Genomic DNA, 18515 nt, shown 5'->3' with positions numbered 1-18515 from the left:
TTTCCTGGTCGGCGATTAGTTGGTCGCGCTGCTCAATTTCCTGGGGGGGGGGGGGTGTGTGGGCTTCAGATGCAGGCTGCGCGCCGGTCCCAGCGGCGCTGAGAAGCGACACCAGCAGGCCCGCCACGACCGCGAGCGCAGCGACCGCTCCCCGGGGCCGCCGATCGCCAAACAAACCAAAAAGCAGAGTCACAGAGCGCCAAGCTAGAGGCAGGCCAGTCAACCGGCAAACCGGCACCGCAGCGCCGCGGTCACGTCCTCTAGTTCAAGGGAGGGCAACTCGGCAATGACCTCGCCGGGGGTCATTCCCTCGGCAATCATGTTGACCACGGTCGCGACTGGGACTCGCAGTCCCCGAATACAGGGCACACAACCCATTTGGTTGGGGTTCACTGTGATTCGGTCCACGGCTCTAGCGTACTCCCGAGCGAGCCGCCTGGGTTCTCATTATCCACCCCCGAAGGCGACCCCAAAGCCACCTGACCGCTAGCCGAGGCTGTCGGCTTGAGGGCAGGACCGGCAATTCTCGATGCTGACCCGCTTTGGGATTTTGGGGCGATCAGGGGGAAAGGCGTTGTCAGCCGTGGATGAGGGCTTGGCGCCAGGCGGCGGTGGTCTCAACCTGGTTGAAGGTGAAGATGTGCAGGCCGTTGATGCCCGGTGGGGTTAGCTGGCTGCTGAGGGCTTCGAGCAGTTCGGAGGGATCGTGGGCTGAGGAGCCCAGCAGCTTGGCCATCGAGCGGCGGTTCTTGTGGAGATAGCGCAAAGACTGGCCGACTCCGAGGCGGGCGCCGATGGAGAGCAGCTTGGCTCGCTCCACCGCACCGGGGATGCCCAAGTGTACCGGAAGGGTCAGCCCGTCGCTCCGCTCGGCCTTGAGCCAGGCGATGATCCGGGCCGGATCGAAGCACATCTGGGTGCTGCAATAGCCCCGCATACCGGCCTCGGCCAGCAATTCCTGTTTGGCGAACAGGGCGTGGCGGCGCACGTCCTCGCCGATGAGGGGATGGCCGTCGGGATAGGCCGCCACTCCCACCGTGTCGAGGCCGTGGTCGTGCTCGAAGAGGTCCTGCATGAAGGTATGGGCGTCGTGGTAGGGGCCCGGCTCGGTGGCGTCCCCGCCGATGACGAAGGCGGTGGTCACCCCGACGTATTTGGCCCATGCGGCCAGATCCTTCACTTGGCCGCGGTCTCCAATCAAACGGGCCGAGAAGTGGGGGATGGCGTGGTGCCCCCGATTGACCAGCTCTTCGGCCAGCTCCAGCGTGGCGGCCTGGCCTTTGGCAGCCGATGCGGTGATCGATACCCGAGACTTCGGGGGCAGTGCGTTTATGGCCTCAGAAGCGCTGTTCAGCGGGATGATCTCGAAAGCCGAGTTGCGAATAAGCTCCTGAACATCAGGATTCGGCCCGGCCGGTTGCGGCTCTTCCCACCGCGATAGACTGGCCGAGTCGTTCCGCATGACGGAACTGTACCATAATACGGACCAGAAGTGCAATACTTGCAGGCAGCACGACCTGTTGAGGAAGCGAGTTGGGCGAGATGATTGACGATAAGTCGAGCAAGGTCCACACGATGGAAGCGTTGGAGGCAGGACATGGCTGATGTCCCCGAAAAGGCCAAGTGCGTGGTCATCGGCGCGGGAATCGTGGGCAATTGCCTGGTCGGGCACCTGTCCAAGCTGGGCTGGACTGATCTGGTGCTGCTGGACAAGGGCCCGCTGCCCAACCCCGGCGGGTCCACCGGCCACGCCTCCAACTTCATCTTCCCGGTGGACCACAACAAGGAGATGTGCCTGCTGGGGGAGCAGAGCGCCAACCAATACCGCGACCTGGGGCTTTCGGTGGACTCCGGCGGCATCGAGGTGGCCCGCACCCAAGAGCGCGTAGACGAGCTCAAGCGGCGCATGACCTCGGCTACCGCCTGGGGCATAGAGGCCCACCTGCTGACCCCCGAAGAGGTCAAAGAACTGGTGCCGTTCGTCAACACCGACATAGTGCTGGAGGGCTTCTACTGCCCCACGGTCTCAGTGGTGGACTCTTTGGAGACCGGCACCCAGATGCGCAACGTGGCGGTGAACGGGGGCTGCCACGTGGCGGCCAACACCGAGGTGCTCGACATCATCACCGAAGACGGTCCCAACCCCGGCGACCGCACGGTCAAAGCGGTGGTCACCGACAAAGGCACCATCGAGACCGAGTACGTGGTGATCGCCTGCGGGGTGTGGTCGAACCGGGTGGCCAACATGGCCGACGCCTACATCCCGCTGGTGCCCGCCGTGCATCAGATGGCCGACGTCGGCCCCCTCGACATCCTGGCCGAGACCAACAATGAGATCGGCTATCCCATCGTCCGGGACATGGACACCTTCTGCTACGAGCGCCAGTCAGCCGGGTCGATGGAGGTGGGGTCGTACGCCCACCGGCCCATCTTCCACCACCCTGACGACATCCCCTCCAACGAGGAATCCGCCCTGTCGCCCACCGAGATGCCGTTCACGCCCGACGACTTTGACCTCCAAATGGAGCAGGCCATCGAACTGATGGACATGCTGGGCGATGCCGAGATCAAGTACGCCATCAACGGCCTGCTGTCGCTCACCCCCGACGCCATGCCGTGTCTGGGGGAGTTGCCCGAAGTCCGCAACCTGTGGTCGGCCGCGGCCATCTGGGTGAAGGAGGGGCCGGGCATGGCCCAGGTGGTGGCCGAGTGGATGACCTTCGGCTATCCCCGGGTGATCGACGTCCACGGTGCCGATGTGTCGCGCTTCTACCCCGAGGAGCGGGGCGACGACCACATCTGGGCCCGCTCCGCGGAGCACTTCAACAAGACCTACGGCATCGTCCACCCCCAAGAGCAGTGGGAGAGCCGCCGCAACCTGCGGGTGGGCCCCTACTTCTCCCGCCAGCAAGACCTGGGGGCTGACTTTTTCCAGGCCCGCACCTGGGAGCGGCCCCAATGGTTCGAGTCCAACGCCGACCTGGTGGATCGCTATGAGGTGAAGGGCCGGGAGGTGGAGTGGGACGCCCGATGGTGGAGCCCCATCACCGTGGCCGAGCACCTCAACCTGCGGGAGAACTGCGGGATGGTGGACCTCAGCGCCTTCCAGATCTTTGAGCTGACCGGGCCCGGCGCGGTGGCCTACGCCGACTATCTGGCGGTCAACAAGGTGGACGTGCCGGTGGGCCGCTCCATCTACACCCCGTGGCTGACCCCCGACGGCGGGTTCCACTCCGATCTGACCATGATGCGGATGGGAGAGGAACAGGTGCGCATCGTGACCGGCGTGTTCGACGGCGGGCGCGACGAGTTCTGGGCCCGCCGCCACATGCCTGTCGACGGCTCGGTGAGCTTCGCCAACATCACCGACCAGATCACCACCCTCGGGGTGTGGGGGCCCAACGCCCCCTACGTGATCGGGGCGCTGACCAGCCAAGACCTCAGCCAAGACGGCTCGCCCTACGGCTCGCTGGTGGACGTGGAGCTGAACTGCGGGGGTCGCACCATTGAGGCTGTGCTGTTCCGCATCTCCTATGTGGGCGACACCGGCTGGGAGATCTACGCCGCCTGGGACGATGGCCCGGTGCTGTGGGATGCCCTCATGGCGGTGGGGGCCGACTACGGGCTGCGCCCCACCGGCGGCGGGGTGTATGGCACGTCGGGACGGCTCGAGAAGGGCTACCGGCTCATGGGGGCCGAGCTGGAGAGCGAGTACAACCCGCTGGAGGCCGGCCTGGCCCGGCCCAAGGTGAAGGCGGCGTCGTTCATCGGCAAGGAGCCCTACCTGGCCGCCCGGGAGATGGGCGACCCCGAGGTGTCGATGTGCGTGCTCACCGTGGAGGACTTGACCGACAGCCAGGGCCGCAAGCGCTACATACAGGGGGGCAACGAGCCGATCCTGACCCAGGACGGCCAGCGGATCACCGACTCCCACGGGCGGGTGTCGCGGGTGACCACCGCGGGGCCGGGGCCGTCGGTGGACAGGCACCTGCTGATGGCCTATCTGCCCGCCGAGTTGGCTCAGCCGGGAACCGACCTCCAGGTGATGTACATGAACGAGCTGTTCCCGGTGAGGGTGGTCGGCACCGGCGCGGTGTTCGACCCCGACGACTCTCGGTTGAGAAGCTAGCGGGGCAGTAGCCATGAGGATCTTGTGCTGCGTGAAGCGGGTGGCGGCGCCCGGGGCCAAGATCAATGTGACCGCCGACGGCCTGGCCGTGGACGCCGCCCATCTGGGCTTTGCCACCAGCCCCCATGAGGAGTGCGGTGTGGAGGAGGCAGTGCAGCTCACCGAGCGCCACGGCGGCGAGGTCACCGTGTTGACTCTGGGTCCCCCGGAGGCGGCCGAGCAGCTGCGCTATGCCGCCTCGGTGGGCGCCCACCACGGCGTGCTGGTGGCCACCGACGGCTCGGCCTGGGATCCCCAGCGCACCGCCGCCGCGCTCACCGAGGCCATCCAGGGCTTGGAAGCCTCCGACGGCCCGTTCGACCTGCTGGTGTTCGGCAACGAGTCAGCCGACTCGGGGGGCTTTCAGGTGGGGGTGCGGGTGGCCTACGCCTTGGGCCGTCCCATCGTCAACGGCATCAAGGGCATCGAGGTGGCCCCTGAGGCCGGCGATGGCGTGGTCCGGGCCCGCCGAGAGATCGACGGCGGGTTTGAGGTGTACGAGCTGCCCATGCCCGCGGCCGTAGGCGTCAAGGAGGGCATCAACCTGCCTCGGTATCCGACCATGCGGGGACGGCTGGCGTCCAAGAAGCTGGAGATCGCCGAGTTGAACTCCGACGCCCAGCCCGGCGGGCAGTCACTGGTGCGGTTGCACCGGCCCCGGGAAACGGTCACCGAGACGGAGATCTTGGGCAACAGCCCCGAGGCAGCCGCCGCAGTGGTGGACGTGCTCGAAGAGTTGGGTGTGCTGTGATGCTGCTGGTGGTCCTGGAGCACGACCGGGGCACCATGGACGAGGCCGCCCGGGAGGCGCTGACCTTCGGGCGCGGCCTGGCCGCCCAGATGGGAGTGCCGCTGCATGCTGCGCTGATCGGCGGCGACGACGCCGATCTGGTGGCCGAAGCCGGGGCCTTCGGCGCTGAGGCGGTTTACACCGTGGTCAGCGACGTGCTGGCAGACTTTGGTCCCGAGGCATGGGGAGAGGCAGCGGCCGAATTGATTCGACGGCTGGAACCGGGCGCGGTGCTGGCCGGGGGCAGCGAGCGGGGCAACGAGATCATGGCCCAGGTGGCCGCCCGACTCGATCTGCCGATGGTGGCCAACTGCATCGACGTCCAGGCCTACAGCGGAGCAGGGGAGTGGACCATGACCCGTCAGCAATGGGGCGGCTCGCTGCTAGAAGACGCCCGGTTGGCATCGGAGCGGCCGTTATTGACCACTGGCTTGCACACGTTGGCCGCCGAACGAGCAGAGGCAGCCGCTTCGCCATCAATCGAGGCAGTGGACATCGAACTGGATCCATCGCTGGCCCGCACCATGGTCAAAGACCGGGTGGTATTGGAGGCCGGAGTCACCCTGTCGACCGCACCGGTGGTGATCGGCGGCGGCCGGGGCGTGGGCTCGCCGGAGGCGTTTGCCCCGCTTGAGGAATTGGCTGCCATGTTGGGCGGCCGGGTGGGTTGCAGCCGGGCGGTGACCAACAACGGCTGGCGACCCCACTCCGATCAGGTGGGTCAAACCGGCACCCGCATCACCCCTGAGATCTACATCGCCTCGGGCATCTCCGGCGCCATCCAGCACTGGGTGGGGGCCAAGGCCAGCAAGCACATCCTGGCCATCAACATCGACCCCGAGGCCAACATGGTGGTCAAAGCCGACTGGGCCGTCATCGCCGACCTTCACGAAGTCATCCCCGCCATCGCCGAAGAGATCAAACGCCGGCGGGCCTGAGGTTTGCTCAAGCTACTCGGAGTCCCTCAAGCTCGGCAGCCTCCGACAGCCGGCGGTCCAAGCTCAAGAACTCCAAAAAGCCACCAAGTTGCTCCTGCACGAGCAGCGCCGCGCCGAGTTGTCCGGCGTCGGCGGCGCGGAGAGGGTGTCGGGCCAGCAGCAAGCCTGCCTGCGACCTGACGGCCAGAATCTCTGCCACCTCATCCCAAGTGTCAGCGAACGTGTTGAGTCGATCAAGAACGATCCGCCTCGCATCTCGGGATAGCGCACCCTCCCGAGTGCGCCGCTCTAGCGCACTGGTGATCTCGACTCGCGTCCAAGCCCACGTCACAATTTCGCTGTCGGAGGCCAGCCAGGAGCGGGTCTGATCGGTGCCCGACTCCGAGACAATCAGCGGCACGAGCGCCGAGGCATCCCAGTACCTCACAGGCGATCAGCCCGGTCTTCCTCCAAGGCCTCGGAGATGCTGGTCGGCAATTCCAAGGGCGTCTCGTCAAGGATCGCGAGGGGATCGCCTCGGCCTGGTCGCAGCAAACCAGAGCTGATCAGCCTTTCTCGCTGCTCGTCGCCGGTCTCTGCTAGGGGGACCAGCCGGGCAACAGGTTTGCCACGGTCGAGAACTTGGACCTCGCCGCCCCGTTGGACTTCGCGGAGGTAGTGGGACAGTCGTGCCTTCAAGTCAGACACCGATACCGAACTCATATGACTATTCTAGTCATATATAATCGACTAGATAGGACACAAAATTCAGTTTCCGGGTAGTCAGCAGCCTTTGTAGTTCAAAATGGCGGTGAGTCGGTGGTCGGTGACCACCAAGTCTCTCTGGGCATCCATGACCGCGGCGATGGAGCGGTAGGCGCCGGGGGCCTCGTCGGTCAGCTTGGCGGCCTGGGAGGCCTGCCAGGTTCGCCCTTCCATCAGCTCGGCGAGCTGCTCGGGGGTGATCTCCTTTTTGGCCCGGGTGCGGCTCATCAGCCGGCCCGCTCCGTGCGACGCCGAGCAGTACGACTCAGCACATCCCAGTCCTGACACGATGTAGGTGTCGTCGCCCATGCTGCCGGGGATGACGCCTCGGTCTCCCTGTCGGGCTCGGATGGCGCCCTTCCGGGTCACCCACACCACAGATCCGCCGTGGGTTTCCTTCTCGGCGTAGTTGTGGTGGCAATCGACGGTGTCGATTGGCGTGAAGTCCAGCCCGGTGGCGGAGGCCAGTGCGCCCAGCACGGCGGCCGTCATCAGCTTCCGGTTGGCCCGGGCGTAGTCCTGGGCCCACAGCATGTCGGCTGCGTAGGCGTCGAATCCATCGTCGCCCTCCACCAGGTAGGCCAGATCGCGGTCTTCCAACTCCCGGCCTGCCTTCAGGCAGGTCTTCTGCGCCGCCTTTATGTGCATGGTGGCCAAGGCGTTGCCCACGCCCCGAGAGCCGGAATGCAGCACGACCCACACGCCGTCGTCGGCGTCCAGGCTCATCTCGATGAAGTGGTTGCCGCCTCCCAGCGTGCCGAGCTGGGCCCCCATCTTGGCCTTGACCTTGTTGTGGACGGCCGCCTTGTTGGGCAGCCGGTGGTCGCGCAGCCAGTCGCGGGCTGTCGTCGTGGCCTCCGGATGAGCGTTGAACCCCGCGGGAACTGCGGCGGCGATGGCGTCAAGCGCGTCGCCGAGGTCGTCGGGCAGCTGCGAGGCGGTGTGCGAGGTGCGGACCGCGGTCATCCCGCAGCCCAGGTCCACCCCGACCGCGGCGGGAATGATGGCCGCCTCGGTGGGGATTACCGATCCGATGGTGGCCCCCATGCCCACATGGGCGTCGGCCATGAGCGCCACCGGCCCCGACACCGCCGGGCTGCGAGCGGTCCGCTGGGCCTGCAAGAGGGTCTCCGGCTCCGCGTCGAACGCCCAGCTCACCACCGAGCGACCCGCTCCTGCTTCCACCGTCGCCGGCCCGTGCCTGCTCATTGCCCCATTCTTCTGGATCTCAGGATCTGCGACCAGCGATTTTCGTCCGCTGATCAGGCAGAAAGCTGCGCGGCGAGGCGATTGGCGGCAGCCGCCACAGCGAGGCCGTGGTCGTGGGCCAGGTCGGGATCGGGGAAGCGATAGGCCGGTCCGTGGATATGGAGGGCGGCTAGCGGTTGTCCGTCCATGTCGAGCACAGGAGCGGCCACCGAGTTCAGATCCTCCACAAACTCTTCATAGACCCAGGCATATCCCAGACTGCGGATCTGGGTTAGGCGATCTCGTATCGCTTCAGGGTCGACAACGGTCCACTGGGTGCAGACCTCAAGCGGTTGGGCGAGGAATTCATCCTGCTGGTCGGCGGGGAGGTGGGCCAGCATGACCAGTCCCGCGGCCACGACATGAATCGGGGTGTACTCGCCGGTCCAGTCCCGGATTTGGATGTCGGAGGAGATCTGGGTTTGGTCCAGGTAATGGGCCCGGCCGTTGTCGATGATCGACAGGCCGGCCGCTTCCCCCGTCGCTTCGGTCAACTCCAATAGGTGGGGGCGGGCGGCGGTGATGAGGTTGCGGCCCGCGGGGACTACGCCGGCAATGTCGATCAGGCCGTCTCCGATTCGATAGGCCCCTCCAGCCTCGACCTGCGCCACTGCGCCCTCAGACTCCAACGCGGACAACAGCCGGGCCACCGTGCTCTTGGGCAACTCCACCCTTTCGGCTAGATCGGTCACCCCCAACGGCCCTTGCGCCAGCGTGCGCAGCAGAAGAAACGCCCGCTCAACCGATTGCACCGCCATGTCCGCAGACTACCCCGCAAACAAAACCGTTCCACGATACGGAACAGCGAAAATCTTGTGCTGCTGAAATGTTGGTATATTGAAAAATATGGTAATATACTGAAATAGTACTATTGGGAATCCACTTGGGATCGTTGTGAGGAGCCGGTCAGTTCTTTGCCCCTAGTCCACATCCGGAGGTCCTAGCTCCATGGGTCACAAGCTAACTTGCTAGACTATGATTCCTGTAGTAGCACCTAGTGCCAGGCGGCATGGAATTCGAGAAGACAGCATGATCCACGTGCTTCGCAATCCGATTCGAATTGAGAGCCTCGACGAGGGCTTCACCATGTTTGTTGGCCCTGACCTCTCTGGGAATCTACTTGAGGTGGGTGTGATTGACGGTGACAGCGGACCGGCCATCGTTCATGCGATGCCAGCCCGCCCGAGGCATCTTGGATGAGGTAATGCCGCGAACAATGCAGGAAATACTGGACCAGGCTGAAGAACTGGCTACACGGTTCGAGCAGCATGAACCTGTTGAGGCCAACGTGAAAGATGCCACGGCGCTCAGGACCGTTTATGCCGCATTTCGGGCACGGGCCGAAGCTGAGCGGCAGCTGGGTGAAGCCGTGGCACTGGCTCGCCGTGATGGGCATTCATGGGCCGCAATTGGTGCGATGCTGGGCACTTCAGGGGAAGCCGCTCGCCAGCGATACGGTCGCTCCGAAGTGTCTGAAGAGGTCGTTTCTGCTTGACGATCAACAGTGATCACTTAGCTCGGCTGGTCGAGGGGATAGGTCTCGATGCTGGAGTCGAGCCTGTGGTAGTCGGAGGCCTCCTCGGCGTATATCGCCAACTCAGTCGACAGCCCGGTGGGTGCGTCGAGGGTTCCGGCCCAGATCGCAATGTTGTCTAGCTGGTGCTCCGACTCTCCCGGAGGCACAGCTAGCACCTTCCAGAACAACGAGCTTCCGCACCGATGGCAGAAGCCGTAGGCCACGTGAGGCCATTCCTCGGGGTGGTACCACTCCAGCGTGTCTTCGGTGATCAGGCGAAGGTGGTCGCGTCGGCAGCCGGTGGCCGCGGTGAAGTGCCCCGTCCACTGCCGACACCGCACACAATGGCAGTTCCACACGTCCCGGGCCGGGCCGTCGATCACATAGGTCACGGCCCCGCACATACACCGTCCGGTCAACGAATCGGCCATGGTCCGCTCCTTTGTTCAGGTCATGCTTGCTCGCTGGCGATCTCGGCTTTGCGGCGGGCCAGGAAATCTTGCAGCTCGGCGTGGATGGCGTCGTCGATGGGGGGTGGCTGGTAGTCGGCCAGCAGTTCTTTCCAGCGGGTGTTGGCCCGCTGGGCTGCGGTGAGCGAGCCCTCTTCGGACCACTGCTCGTAGCTGTTGTTGTCGGCCACTTCCGAGCGCCAGAAGGCGGTCTCGAAGTTGGCCAGAGTGTGGGCGTTGCCCAGAAAGTGATCGCCATGGGTGTTGGTGCGGAACGCCTCCATGGCCTGACCGTTGTCGCTCAGGTCCACCCCTCGGGCGTGGACCTCCATGGCGCCGAGTTGGTCGGCGTCCATTATGAGCTTCTCATAGCCCAGGGTCAGGCCCCCCTCCAGCCACCCCGCCGCGTGGAGCACAAAGTTGACCCCGGCCTGCACGGTGGGCAACAGCGTCTGGGCCGACTCATAGGCCGCTTGGGCATCAGCGGCCTTGGAGGCGGTGAGCTGACCCCCGGAGCGGAATGGCACTCCGCAGCGCCGGGCCAGCGCGGCCATCACAAAGATGGCCTGGGCCGCCTCGGGGGTGCCGAAAGTGGGAGCGCCGGTGGCCATCGACATCGATGAGGCGAATGTCCCGAAGACAACGGGCGACCCGGGCCGCACCAGTTGAAGGTAGGCCATGCCCGACAGCGCCTCGGCCAGGGCTTGGGCGCACAGGCCGGCCACCGTCACCGGCGACATGGCCCCGGCCAGGATGAACGGGCTGATGATGCTGGCCTGGTTGGCCCGGGCGTACACCGTGGCCGCGCCCAGCATGGTGGCGTCCCACCGCATGGGGGATGAGGCGTTGATCAGCGAGGTCATAACCGTGCGGTCGGCCAGGTCGCCGCCGAATGCGATGCGGGCCAACTCCACCGAGTCGGCGGCGCGGGCCGCGCTGGTCACCGAGCCCATGAAGGGCTTGTCGCTGTAGCGGAGGTGGGCGTACACCATGTCGAGGTGGCGCACCTCCACCGGCACGTCCACCGGCTCGCACACGGTGCCCCCGCTGTGGTGCAGGTGGGGGAGGCGGTAGGCCAGCTTCACCACGTTCTCGAAGTCGGCCAGGGTGGCGTAGCGCCGGCCCTGATCCAGATCGGTGACAAACGGCGAGCCGTAGTTGGGCACGAACACGGTGGTGCTGTCTCCGATGCTCACGCTGCGCTCGGGGTTTCGGGCGTGCTGGATGTAGGTGGCCGGGGCGTTGTCGGTCACGATCTGACGGCACATTCCCCGGGGGAACCGCACAAGCTGGCCGTCCACGTCGGCACCGGCATCCCGCCACAGGTCGAGCGCGTCGGAGTAGTCCTGGAAGGCGACGCCCACCTCGGCCAGGATGGTCTCGGCGTTCTCCTCAATCTGGGCCAGCCCGGCCTCGTCGATGATCTCCACCGGTGGCAGGCGCCGTTCCAGCACCGGGGCGGCCAATATTTGGCTGGCTGCCCGGGCCGCCTGGCGACCGGCCCGTCCACCGCCGCGTCGGCCTTGTCGCTCGCTCATCGTTGCTCCTGCATCGCATGCTGTCGGCGGGCTGGTCTGCGCCGCTTGGGTTCGGCAGTCTCGCTATCGGTTGTTGATCGCGATGGCAAATCCACCGCTTGCATCAAGTGGGGGGTCGGGGCGGTCTCATGAGGCAGCGACATGGCGGCCACGAACAACTCCTGGAAACGGGCCTCGGTAGCGGTCTCGATCTTGACCACTTCCCGGGCGGCGTGCTCGGTCTCGGCCCGCTGTGATCCCGAAAGCAGCATCCGGGCCGCGCCCGCCCCCGAAGCGTTGCCCACCCCTTTGACCCCCTCTACCGGCCCGTCGGGCACCAAACCCAGCACCATGGCGTGAACCGGACTGATGTGGGCACCGAACGCTCCGGCCAACCTCACATCGGCCACCTCGGCGATCCCGGCGTGCTCGAAGAGCAGGTCTATGCCGGCCCGCAGCGCCGCCTTGGCCAACTGCACTGCTCGCACGTCGTTCTGGGTCACCGAAAGCGGAACCGGCTGGGTTTGGAGCACATAGGAATACGTCCGACCGTCGGCGATGATGCGGGGGCTGCGCTCGGCCAACTCACCGCTGATGACTCCTCGGTGGTCGATGATCCCGACGAGGAACATCTCCGCAATCACCTCGATGATTCCCGAACCGCACAGCCCGGACACCTCCAGAGAGCCCAACGCGTCTTCAAAGCCGGGGTCATCGGACCACAGATCGCAGCCGATCACCTTGAAACGGGGCTCCAGCGTGGCGGGGTCGATCCGCACCCCTTCGATTGCCCCGGCGGTGGCTCTTTGTCCGCAGCTGATCTGGGCACCTTCGAATGCGGGCCCAGTAGGACTCGACGCCGCCCACACTTTCTGGCCGTCGCCCAGCACGATCTCGGCATTGGTTCCCACGTCCACCAACAGCTGAGGGCAGGGGGACCGGTGCGGCCCTTCGGCCAGCAGGGCCGCCGCCGCGTCGGCGCCCACATGGCCGGCGATACACGGCCCCACATAAAGGGATGCGCCGGGCAGGTCCACGCCGATGTCGCTGGCGTTGGCCCACACCCCGTCGCGCACGGCCAATGTGAACGGGGCTGCGCCCAGCGGGGTGGGGTCGATGCCCAGCACCAGGTGGTGCATGATCGGATTTCCCACCATCACGAGATCGCAGACGTCGGTTCGGTCGATGGCCGCGGCCTCACAGAGCTCGCCGATCACGTTGTCGATGGCCGACCGCACCGCCGTGGTCAGCTCGGCGGTGCCGCCGGGGTTCAACATGGCGTAGGACACCCGGCTCATCAGGTCCTCGCCGAAACGGATCTGCGGGTTCATGCGCCCTGCGGTGGCAGCCACTTCACCAGTGGCCAAATCCAGCAGGTAGCCGGCCACGGTGGTCGAGCCCACATCCACCGCCACGCCAAATTCCGCATCGGAATACCCCGGTCGCACCGTGAGCACCCGTCGCTCGACCACCTCGCCGTCTTCGGCATGTGTTGAGTACTGCCGTCGGGTGTGGACCACGGCGGTGACCGCCCCGTTCCCCTGTGCGATCGCCGAAGACAAGGCGGGCAGTGCTGAAGCGGGAACTTCAACGTCGGACAGGTCCCAGTCGTCGTCCAAAGCGCCGACCAGCCGTTCGGCATCGGAGATCTCGTCGCCCAGCACGGCGATGGGCAGTTCCAGATAGTGGAGGGTCACTACCGGGTCGAGGGTGATCTCGCCTAGATCGACCGCCTTTCGCACCACCGGGCTGTGTACTTGGCTCTGGGGCGGGACGTCGATCACCACGTCGCCCAGCACGGCGGCCTGACAGCTCAGCCGATGGCCTGCTTCCAACGGGCGGCGCCCTCGGTAGTCGAGCTCGGTGGGGCCGGGCGCGGAGAGGGCGTCGTCAGTGCTCGTCAGCCCCCACTTGGCGAACTGGCCGGTGCTGGGGGACACCTGGCAGCGGCCGCACAGCCCTCGGCCTCCACACACCGAGTCGATGTCCACCCCGGCGGTTCGAGCCGCGTCCAGCACCGTCGACCCCTCGGCGGCGGTTGCCTCGATGCCGCTGGGGGTGAACACCACACGGTGCTCGGAGCTCATACTGCGGCCCGGCGACGTCCTCCTCGACGGCGGGCCGCCCCCTCCCCGGCCGCGGTCGGGTCCCTGTTCTCGGCGATCCACGCCATGCAGTCCTGGTCGTGCCCGGCCAGCACGTCGGCGGCCATCACCGCCTGCTTTACCTCGGCGTGCAAGGGATTCATGATGGCCGATGTCATCCCGGCGCCGATGGCCATGGCCAAGAACGTGCCGGTGATCGCGTGGCGGTTGGGTAGGCCGAAGCTCACGTTGCTGGCCCCGCAGGTGGTGTTCACCCCGAGCTCTTCCCGGATGCGCCGAACCAGGCGGAACACCTGCTGGCCCGCGGTGCCCATGGCCCCGATGGGCATGACCAGTGGGTCCACCACCACATCGGAGCGGGGGATGCCGTGGTCGGAGGCCCGCTCCACAATCTTGCGGGCCACTTTGAAGCGGACGTCGGGATCTTCGCTGATGCCGGTCTCGTCGTTGGAGATGGCCACCACCGCGGCGCTGTGGCGGGCCACCAGGGGAAGCACCCGCTCCAGCACTTCTTCCTCGCCGGTGACCGAGTTGATCAGCGGCTTGCCGTCGTACACCGCGATGCCCGCCTCCAGCGCCTCGATGATCGACGAGTCGATGGACAGCGGCACGTCGGTCACCGACTGCACCAGCTTGATGGCCCGAGCCAGCAGCGCGGGCTCGTCGGCCAGCGGGATGCCGGCGTTCACGTCCAGCATGTGGGCGCCGGCGGCCACCTGGGCCAAGGCGTCGGCCTCCACTCGGCTGAAGTCGCCGACCTTCATCTCCTCGGTCAGCAGCTTGCGCCCGGTGGGGTTGATCCGCTCGCCGATCATCACGAAGGGGCGGTCGAAACCGATCACCACCTCTTTGGTCGCCGAGCTGAGCACGGTTTCGGTCACGTTGTCGCCTCCTGGGGACTCACGGTTGCGTTGTCCGGGTCCCAGCCCCCGGTGGCTACGAATTCTTTGAGCCGCTCCCGCGGGAACGCGGCCTCAAGCTCCTCGGCGGCCCTCAAGGCGGCACCCTCGGGATCATTGGGATCGCCCGGGATCACCTTGCGGCGCCACTCGCCCACATATTGTGAAGCCTGGGTCTTGCCGGCCACCATGGCGGCTTCGTCGATCGCGCGTTGGAAGCGGCGGGGGAGGATGCGCTGGATCTTTGAGGATCCCGAGCCGGCGTTCACCTGAGCGGGGATGTCCCGCCAACAGATCACCACTAGGTTGCCGTTACTCCCCCGCCGCCGACTCACGCGGCTCGCTCCCGGATCTCTACCAGCGCATCGACCAAACCTCCGTAGCCGGTGACCGCCTTCTCGAAGCGCAGCCCCAGGCGGTCGGCCGCTTGTCGGGCCAATCGGTCCAGATCGGGGTCGTGCTCTTGTGACAGGTACACCAGCCGGGTGTAGTTCTTGAAATAGACGTCTTGCAGCTCGGGGTGGTCCAGAATGCCCAGCCCCTCCAGAATCAGTCGCTCGAAATGCCGCACCAGATAGTCGGTGAGGTACAGCGTGCCCAACTCTTGGTCTTGAAGTTGGGCGAACGCTTCAGCCCCGGCATAGAGCTCATAGCAATGGGGGCCGGGAAGGCGTTCTACTCCTTCTTCTCGGCACACCTTGTCGAGCAGGCCCCCGGTGCCGCAGTCGGCGTAGCCCACCAGAATGGTTTGGTAGCGGCCGCGGGCGGCCCGCACCCTATCTCGCACCGCCTCGGGGATCAGCTCCGGGCGGTTGTGCAGCTTGGCCGGCAGGCACTCGAGGTCGATGTCGGGGCCGCCCCCCTCGATCTCGAGGGCCGAGATGAGGTGGCGCAATTCCTTGGCCAGGGCCCCGCAGGCCACCACGAGCACCCGGTCCATGATCAGCTCGCGGCTCGTCGGGCCGCTACCAGCTGCTTGGCGGTCTCGGCGGCCACCGCCGCGTCGCGGCAGTACGCATCGGCGCCGATGGCCTCGCCGAACTCCTCATTGAGGGGGGCGCCGCCCACCAGCACGATGAAGTCCTCCCGCAGGCTCTTCTCCACCAGGGTGTCGATGACCACCTTCATGTAGGGCATGGTGGTGGTGAGCAGTGCCGACATGCCCAAGATGTCGGGCTGGTGCTCGTCGAGTGCCGCGATGAACTCCTCCACGTCGGTGTTGATACCCAGATCGGTCACCTCAAACCCGGCGCCTTCCAGCATCATGGCCACCAGGTTCTTGCCGATGTCGTGGATGTCGCCCTTGACCGTGCCGATCACCACGCTGCCGATGGGCTCTGCGCCGGTCTCGGCCAGCAGTGGCCGCAGGATGGCCATGCCCGCCTTCATGGCGTTGGCGGCGAGCAGCACCTCGGGCACGAACAGGATGCCGTCGCGGAAGTCGATGCCCACGATGCGCATCCCCTCCACCAGCGCCTCGTCCAGCACCTTGTCGGCGGGCCAGCCCCGGCCCAGCAGGATGTTGGTGCCCTCGTGGATCTCGTCGGCGAGGCCGTCGTATAAGTCGTCGTGCATCTGCGCGCACAGGTCTTCGTCGTTCAGACTCGACAGATCGATGTCGTCGATCTCGGGCGTGTCAGTCATACGACACACTCCTTCTGTGGTGCTGGACCCCAGGTCGGGTTCCATACTGTGGACCAGTACCGCAATGCGGAACAGTGTCACTGTAGCACGAAGAAGTTGCGTCTGCCTGAGTTGTACCCCCCCTGGGACTTGAACCCAGAACCTGCGGATTAAGAGTCCGTTGCTCTGCCAAATTGAGCTAGAGGGGCTTGTTGGGCGGACCGAGGGGATTTGAACCCCCGACCTCCGGGACCACAACCCGGCGCTCTAACCTGACTGAGCTACGGCCCGCAAGCCTGGTCATTCTATGGGCAGCAGCCGGATACGGGGAAACCATTTGGCACCTGCGCCGGTACCCGCTCAGCCGAGCCAGGCGATGATGGCCTCGGCTAGGGCGAGGCCTTGATCTTCCTGAATGAAATGGCTGGCCGGTCGGAACTGGGCGTGGGGCTGGCCAGCGGCACCGGGGATTCGCTCGCTGATGGCCGCCTGTCCGCCGCCCAGCACGGGATCGTCAGGGGCCCACAGGGTGAGCACCGGCTTGGTCCACTGTTCCAGCACCTTCCAGGCCGCCCGGTTGGAGGGAACGGCGGGATCGTCAGGCGAGATCGGCACCAGCATGGGGAAGTGGCGGGCCCCGGCCATGTAGGCCTCATCGGGGAACGGCGCCCGATAGGCCTCTTGGGCCGCTTCGCTCAACTCGGTCGCGGTGGCGTTGTCCACCAGCCGGCCGCAGTCGAGGTACTCCACATCCTGGCTGAACTGGAGCCAGAACTCGAAGCCCGCCCCGGGCGACTGGCCTTCAGGCAGCCCGGTGTTGGCCAGGACCAGCCGATCGAGTGGATCGGGATTCTCCGCAGCAATCCGCAGCCCGATGAGTCCGCCCCAGTCTTGACCGAACAGATGGAGCGGCCCAGCGCCCCGCTCGGCAGCGGTGGCGGCCAAGAACTCCCGCATCCACTTCACATGGCCTTCATAGGTGTAGGCCGAGCGTTCCACCGGCTTGTCCGAGCGCCCGAACCCGATCAGATCGGGAACCAGCACGCGGCAACCACCCTCCACTAACGGCGGGATCATCTTGCGGTACAAGTACCCCCACGTCGGCTCGCCGTGCAACAGCAAAATCGTGGCCGTGCCATCGCCAGCTCCATCTGGCTCCGCCATCACATAGGCCATCCGCAACCCGTCAATGTTGACATAGCGCGGCTCGTACGGATAGTCGTCGATCCCGGCAAACCGCTCTTCCGGAGTGCGGATATACGCAATCCCGCCAGCAGTGGTCATATCAGCCATAACCCGACGCTACTGCCGCAGACGTGTCCGCCCGTTGTCGTCACTGCTGGTCACCGCAAACCTGGCACTGGCCAGGCTCGGGCGGGCAATACACTCGAAACGATTGGCAAATGTGCCAGCCCGCCCCTGTAGCTCAGTCCGGACAGAGCAGGTGACTTCTAATCATCAGGTCGCAGGTTCGAATCCTGCCGGGGGCGCTTTCTGATGCCGCGGACTCGACCTCCTTTGTGGAGGTGGGGAAGCCCCATGGGCTCCACGGCGGGGTTTGTTCGCATGTGCATGAGGGAATTCGTGCTTTTCCATGCTAAGGTCAGCGCATGAGGACCACGGTCGAGTTCGACGAAGACACCGCCAAGGCGTTGGCTCAGGTGCGGCGGGATACTGGTATGGGGGTGTCGGAGGCGGTCAACCATATGGTTCGCCGCGGACTGCTGGTCGAGTTGGATGGCGCGCCGTTCGTCCAGCAGACCCATTTGTTGGGGTTGAAGATCGATGTGAGCAACGTGGTCGATGCCATCGATCTTCTTGAAGGCCCCAAGGCCCGGTGAGCCCAGGTGCTGGTCGATGCCAACATCTTGTTGTATGCAGTTGATGAAGACAGCCTCTACCATCTGACGTCGAAGGAGTGGTTGGAAGCCGCTCTGAACGGATCAAGGCGGGTGGCGCTGCCCTGGCAGTCCTTGACCGGATTCCTGCGAATCGCCACCAACCCTCGGGCCATGGCCACTCCCTTGGGGCCTGGCGACGCCTGGGCCATCGTCGAGTCGTGGCTGGATGCCCGGAACTCCTGGGTGCCCCTGCCTGGTCATGGCCACCGGGAGATCCTGGGCCGATTAGTGCGCGACTTGCATCTGAGCGCCAACCTCATTCCTGACGCGGTGCTCGCCGCCCTTTGCCTTGAGCACGGACTTTCCATCGTCTCGGCTGATTCCGACTTTGCCCGCTTCACCGAGCTGGAATGGATAAACCCCGTGACCAAAGCCAACTTGGGTTGATGGTTTGCTGATGGAGACGCCATTCGAGTCAGGGCTTTTGCAAAGTGTTCGATTTGTGCCGGGGGCGCATTGCGAAGAGAGCGGGTGACGAGAATCGAACTCGCGTCATCAGCTTGGAAGGCTGGGGTTCTACCACTGAACTACACCCGCAGGGCTGGGCGTTCATGATATCCAGTGGTCGCGGCCACCGGCTACGACACGAGGATTCAGGGGGTCGTCGGTAAAATGCG

Annotated in this window: 21 protein-coding genes and 4 tRNA genes; 7 read left to right on the top strand and 18 right to left on the bottom strand. The window is 65.6% G+C overall.

All coding sequences use genetic code 11. The annotated features are described in order from the left end of the window. The 3 genes from OXG30_16995 to OXG30_16985 form a co-directional block, all read right to left on the bottom strand. The coding region (locus OXG30_16995) for a hypothetical protein (protein MCY4136587.1) at window positions 1–193 on the bottom strand (193 nt) is incomplete at its 3' end. A gap of 26 nt (window positions 194–219) precedes the next feature. Further along, window positions 220–408 carry a DUF433 domain-containing protein gene (locus OXG30_16990; GenBank protein MCY4136586.1) on the bottom strand — a complete coding sequence of 63 codons (189 nt, stop codon included), beginning with the start codon at window positions 406–408 and terminating at the stop codon, window positions 220–222. 169 nt (window positions 409–577) lie between these two features. Beyond that, a complete protein-coding gene (locus tag OXG30_16985) occupies window positions 578–1462 on the bottom strand; it encodes a methylenetetrahydrofolate reductase (GenBank protein ID MCY4136585.1) in 885 nt (294 codons plus the stop codon). Between the two features lie 135 nt (window positions 1463–1597). Here OXG30_16985 and OXG30_16980 point away from each other — a divergent pair, with 135 nt between their 5' ends. From OXG30_16980 to OXG30_16970, 3 genes are read left to right on the top strand one after another with little or no spacing between them, the layout of a single operon-like run. Then, entirely contained in the window at window positions 1598–4129 is a 2532-nt protein-coding gene (locus tag OXG30_16980) for an FAD-dependent oxidoreductase (GenBank protein MCY4136584.1), read from the top strand. A 13-nt stretch (window positions 4130–4142) separates the two neighbouring features. Further along, window positions 4143–4919: an electron transfer flavoprotein subunit beta/FixA family protein gene (locus OXG30_16975; protein ID MCY4136583.1), complete on the top strand. Its 777-nt coding sequence runs from the start codon at window positions 4143–4145 to the stop codon at window positions 4917–4919. Continuing rightward, a complete protein-coding gene (locus OXG30_16970) occupies window positions 4919–5896 on the top strand; it encodes an electron transfer flavoprotein subunit alpha/FixB family protein (GenBank protein ID MCY4136582.1) in 978 nt (325 codons plus the stop codon). Before OXG30_16975 ends, OXG30_16970 begins: the two co-directional genes overlap by 1 nt. Window positions 5897–5903: 7 nt before the next feature. Here OXG30_16970 and OXG30_16965 read toward each other — a convergent pair whose 3' ends face one another. Genes OXG30_16965 through OXG30_16950 form a run of 4 tightly spaced genes read right to left on the bottom strand, consistent with a single transcriptional unit; the run spans window position 5904 to window position 8646 of the window. Next, the gene (locus OXG30_16965; GenBank protein ID MCY4136581.1) at window positions 5904–6323 is read right to left on the bottom strand and encodes a type II toxin-antitoxin system VapC family toxin; all 420 of its coding nucleotides are present in this window, start codon (window positions 6321–6323) and stop codon (window positions 5904–5906) included. Next, window positions 6320–6598: a type II toxin-antitoxin system prevent-host-death family antitoxin gene (locus OXG30_16960; protein MCY4136580.1), complete on the bottom strand. Its 279-nt coding sequence runs from the start codon at window positions 6596–6598 to the stop codon at window positions 6320–6322. The genes OXG30_16965 and OXG30_16960 overlap by 4 nt, the downstream gene beginning before the upstream one ends. A 60-nt stretch (window positions 6599–6658) precedes the next feature. Further along, window positions 6659–7849, bottom strand: coding sequence for an RtcB family protein (locus tag OXG30_16955; protein MCY4136579.1), 1191 nt, complete (start codon window positions 7847–7849; stop codon window positions 6659–6661). 53 nt (window positions 7850–7902) lie between these two features. Continuing rightward, window positions 7903–8646, bottom strand: a complete 744-nt coding sequence (locus OXG30_16950; protein MCY4136578.1) for an IclR family transcriptional regulator — start codon at window positions 8644–8646, stop codon at window positions 7903–7905. 446 nt (window positions 8647–9092) lie between these two features. Between OXG30_16950 and OXG30_16945 the strand changes: the two genes are divergently transcribed. Then, window positions 9093–9383: a hypothetical protein gene (locus OXG30_16945; GenBank protein MCY4136577.1), complete on the top strand. Its 291-nt coding sequence runs from the start codon at window positions 9093–9095 to the stop codon at window positions 9381–9383. Between the two features lie 17 nt (window positions 9384–9400). Here OXG30_16945 and OXG30_16940 read toward each other — a convergent pair whose 3' ends face one another. The 10 genes from OXG30_16940 to OXG30_16895 all read right to left on the bottom strand — a co-directional run bounded on the left by OXG30_16940 (window position 9401) and on the right by OXG30_16895 (window position 17263). Further along, a complete protein-coding gene (locus OXG30_16940; protein ID MCY4136576.1) occupies window positions 9401–9835 on the bottom strand; it encodes a GFA family protein in 435 nt (144 codons plus the stop codon). Window positions 9836–9855: 20 nt separating this feature from the next. After that, window positions 9856–11391 (bottom strand): trimethylamine methyltransferase family protein, encoded by a 1536-nt coding sequence (locus OXG30_16935; GenBank protein MCY4136575.1) that lies wholly within the window; start codon window positions 11389–11391, stop codon window positions 9856–9858. Further along, window positions 11388–13457 carry an ASKHA domain-containing protein gene (locus OXG30_16930; protein MCY4136574.1) on the bottom strand — a complete coding sequence of 690 codons (2070 nt, stop codon included), beginning with the start codon at window positions 13455–13457 and terminating at the stop codon, window positions 11388–11390. The genes OXG30_16935 and OXG30_16930 overlap by 4 nt, the downstream gene beginning before the upstream one ends. Continuing rightward, window positions 13454–14356: a dihydropteroate synthase gene (locus OXG30_16925; GenBank protein MCY4136573.1), complete on the bottom strand. Its 903-nt coding sequence runs from the start codon at window positions 14354–14356 to the stop codon at window positions 13454–13456. The genes OXG30_16930 and OXG30_16925 overlap by 4 nt, the downstream gene beginning before the upstream one ends. Continuing rightward, complete coding sequence (locus tag OXG30_16920; GenBank protein MCY4136572.1) at window positions 14353–14673, bottom strand: virulence factor; 321 nt, start codon at window positions 14671–14673, stop codon at window positions 14353–14355. The genes OXG30_16925 and OXG30_16920 overlap by 4 nt, the downstream gene beginning before the upstream one ends. Before the next feature lie 32 nt (window positions 14674–14705). After that, on the bottom strand, window positions 14706–15314 hold the full coding sequence (locus tag OXG30_16915) for a DUF1638 domain-containing protein (GenBank protein MCY4136571.1): 609 nt from the start codon (window positions 15312–15314) through the stop codon (window positions 14706–14708). A 2-nt stretch (window positions 15315–15316) separates the two neighbouring features. Beyond that, window positions 15317–16018: a B12-binding domain-containing protein gene (locus OXG30_16910; GenBank protein MCY4136570.1), complete on the bottom strand. Its 702-nt coding sequence runs from the start codon at window positions 16016–16018 to the stop codon at window positions 15317–15319. A gap of 114 nt (window positions 16019–16132) precedes the next feature. Next, window positions 16133–16206 (bottom strand) — tRNA-Lys (locus OXG30_16905). Between the two features lie 4 nt (window positions 16207–16210). Then, a tRNA-His gene (locus OXG30_16900) sits at window positions 16211–16288 on the bottom strand. 69 nt (window positions 16289–16357) lie between these two features. Beyond that, window positions 16358–17263 (bottom strand): haloalkane dehalogenase, encoded by a 906-nt coding sequence (locus OXG30_16895; GenBank protein ID MCY4136569.1) that lies wholly within the window; start codon window positions 17261–17263, stop codon window positions 16358–16360. 149 nt (window positions 17264–17412) lie between these two features. Between OXG30_16895 and OXG30_16890 the strand changes: the two genes are divergently transcribed. The 3 genes from OXG30_16890 (at window position 17413) to OXG30_16880 (ending at window position 18285) form a co-directional block, all read left to right on the top strand. Beyond that, window positions 17413–17487: transfer RNA gene (locus OXG30_16890), tRNA-Arg, on the top strand. Between the two features lie 120 nt (window positions 17488–17607). Further along, the gene (locus tag OXG30_16885; protein MCY4136568.1) at window positions 17608–17838 is read left to right on the top strand and encodes a CopG family transcriptional regulator; all 231 of its coding nucleotides are present in this window, start codon (window positions 17608–17610) and stop codon (window positions 17836–17838) included. Window positions 17839–17844: 6 nt separating this feature from the next. After that, complete coding sequence (locus OXG30_16880) at window positions 17845–18285, top strand: PIN domain-containing protein (protein MCY4136567.1); 441 nt, start codon at window positions 17845–17847, stop codon at window positions 18283–18285. Window positions 18286–18364: 79 nt separating this feature from the next. Here OXG30_16880 and OXG30_16875 read toward each other — a convergent pair. After that, a tRNA-Gly gene (locus tag OXG30_16875) sits at window positions 18365–18435 on the bottom strand. Between the last annotated feature and the right edge of the window lie 80 nt (window positions 18436–18515).

It is taken from the genome of bacterium (assembly GCA_026708015.1).
In the GTDB taxonomy this organism is placed as follows: Bacteria; Actinomycetota; Acidimicrobiia; order Acidimicrobiales; family Bin134; genus Poriferisocius.
This window is presented reverse-complemented; position numbering and strand designations above follow the sequence as displayed.

Excerpts from the sequence above, each read along its gene's own strand:
- OXG30_16985 (MCY4136585.1), bottom strand. The coding sequence starts at position 1,462 with ATGCGGAACGACTCGGCCAGTCTATCGCGGTGGGAAGAGCCGCAACCG.
- OXG30_16980 (MCY4136584.1), top strand. The coding sequence starts at position 1,598 with ATGGCTGATGTCCCCGAAAAGGCCAAGTGCGTGGTCATCGGCGCGGGA.
- OXG30_16975 (MCY4136583.1), top strand. The coding sequence starts at position 4,143 with ATGAGGATCTTGTGCTGCGTGAAGCGGGTGGCGGCGCCCGGGGCCAAG.
- OXG30_16970 (MCY4136582.1), top strand. The coding sequence starts at position 4,919 with ATGCTGCTGGTGGTCCTGGAGCACGACCGGGGCACCATGGACGAGGCC.
- OXG30_16960 (MCY4136580.1), bottom strand. The coding sequence starts at position 6,598 with ATGAGTTCGGTATCGGTGTCTGACTTGAAGGCACGACTGTCCCACTAC.
- OXG30_16955 (MCY4136579.1), bottom strand. The coding sequence starts at position 7,849 with ATGAGCAGGCACGGGCCGGCGACGGTGGAAGCAGGAGCGGGTCGCTCG.
- OXG30_16950 (MCY4136578.1), bottom strand. The coding sequence starts at position 8,646 with ATGGCGGTGCAATCGGTTGAGCGGGCGTTTCTTCTGCTGCGCACGCTG.
- OXG30_16945 (MCY4136577.1), top strand. The coding sequence starts at position 9,093 with ATGCCGCGAACAATGCAGGAAATACTGGACCAGGCTGAAGAACTGGCT.
- OXG30_16940 (MCY4136576.1), bottom strand. The coding sequence starts at position 9,835 with ATGGCCGATTCGTTGACCGGACGGTGTATGTGCGGGGCCGTGACCTAT.
- OXG30_16935 (MCY4136575.1), bottom strand. The coding sequence starts at position 11,391 with ATGAGCGAGCGACAAGGCCGACGCGGCGGTGGACGGGCCGGTCGCCAG.
- OXG30_16930 (MCY4136574.1), bottom strand. The coding sequence starts at position 13,457 with ATGAGCTCCGAGCACCGTGTGGTGTTCACCCCCAGCGGCATCGAGGCA.
- OXG30_16915 (MCY4136571.1), bottom strand. The coding sequence starts at position 15,314 with ATGGACCGGGTGCTCGTGGTGGCCTGCGGGGCCCTGGCCAAGGAATTG.
- OXG30_16910 (MCY4136570.1), bottom strand. The coding sequence starts at position 16,018 with ATGACTGACACGCCCGAGATCGACGACATCGATCTGTCGAGTCTGAAC.
- OXG30_16885 (MCY4136568.1), top strand. The coding sequence starts at position 17,608 with ATGAGGACCACGGTCGAGTTCGACGAAGACACCGCCAAGGCGTTGGCT.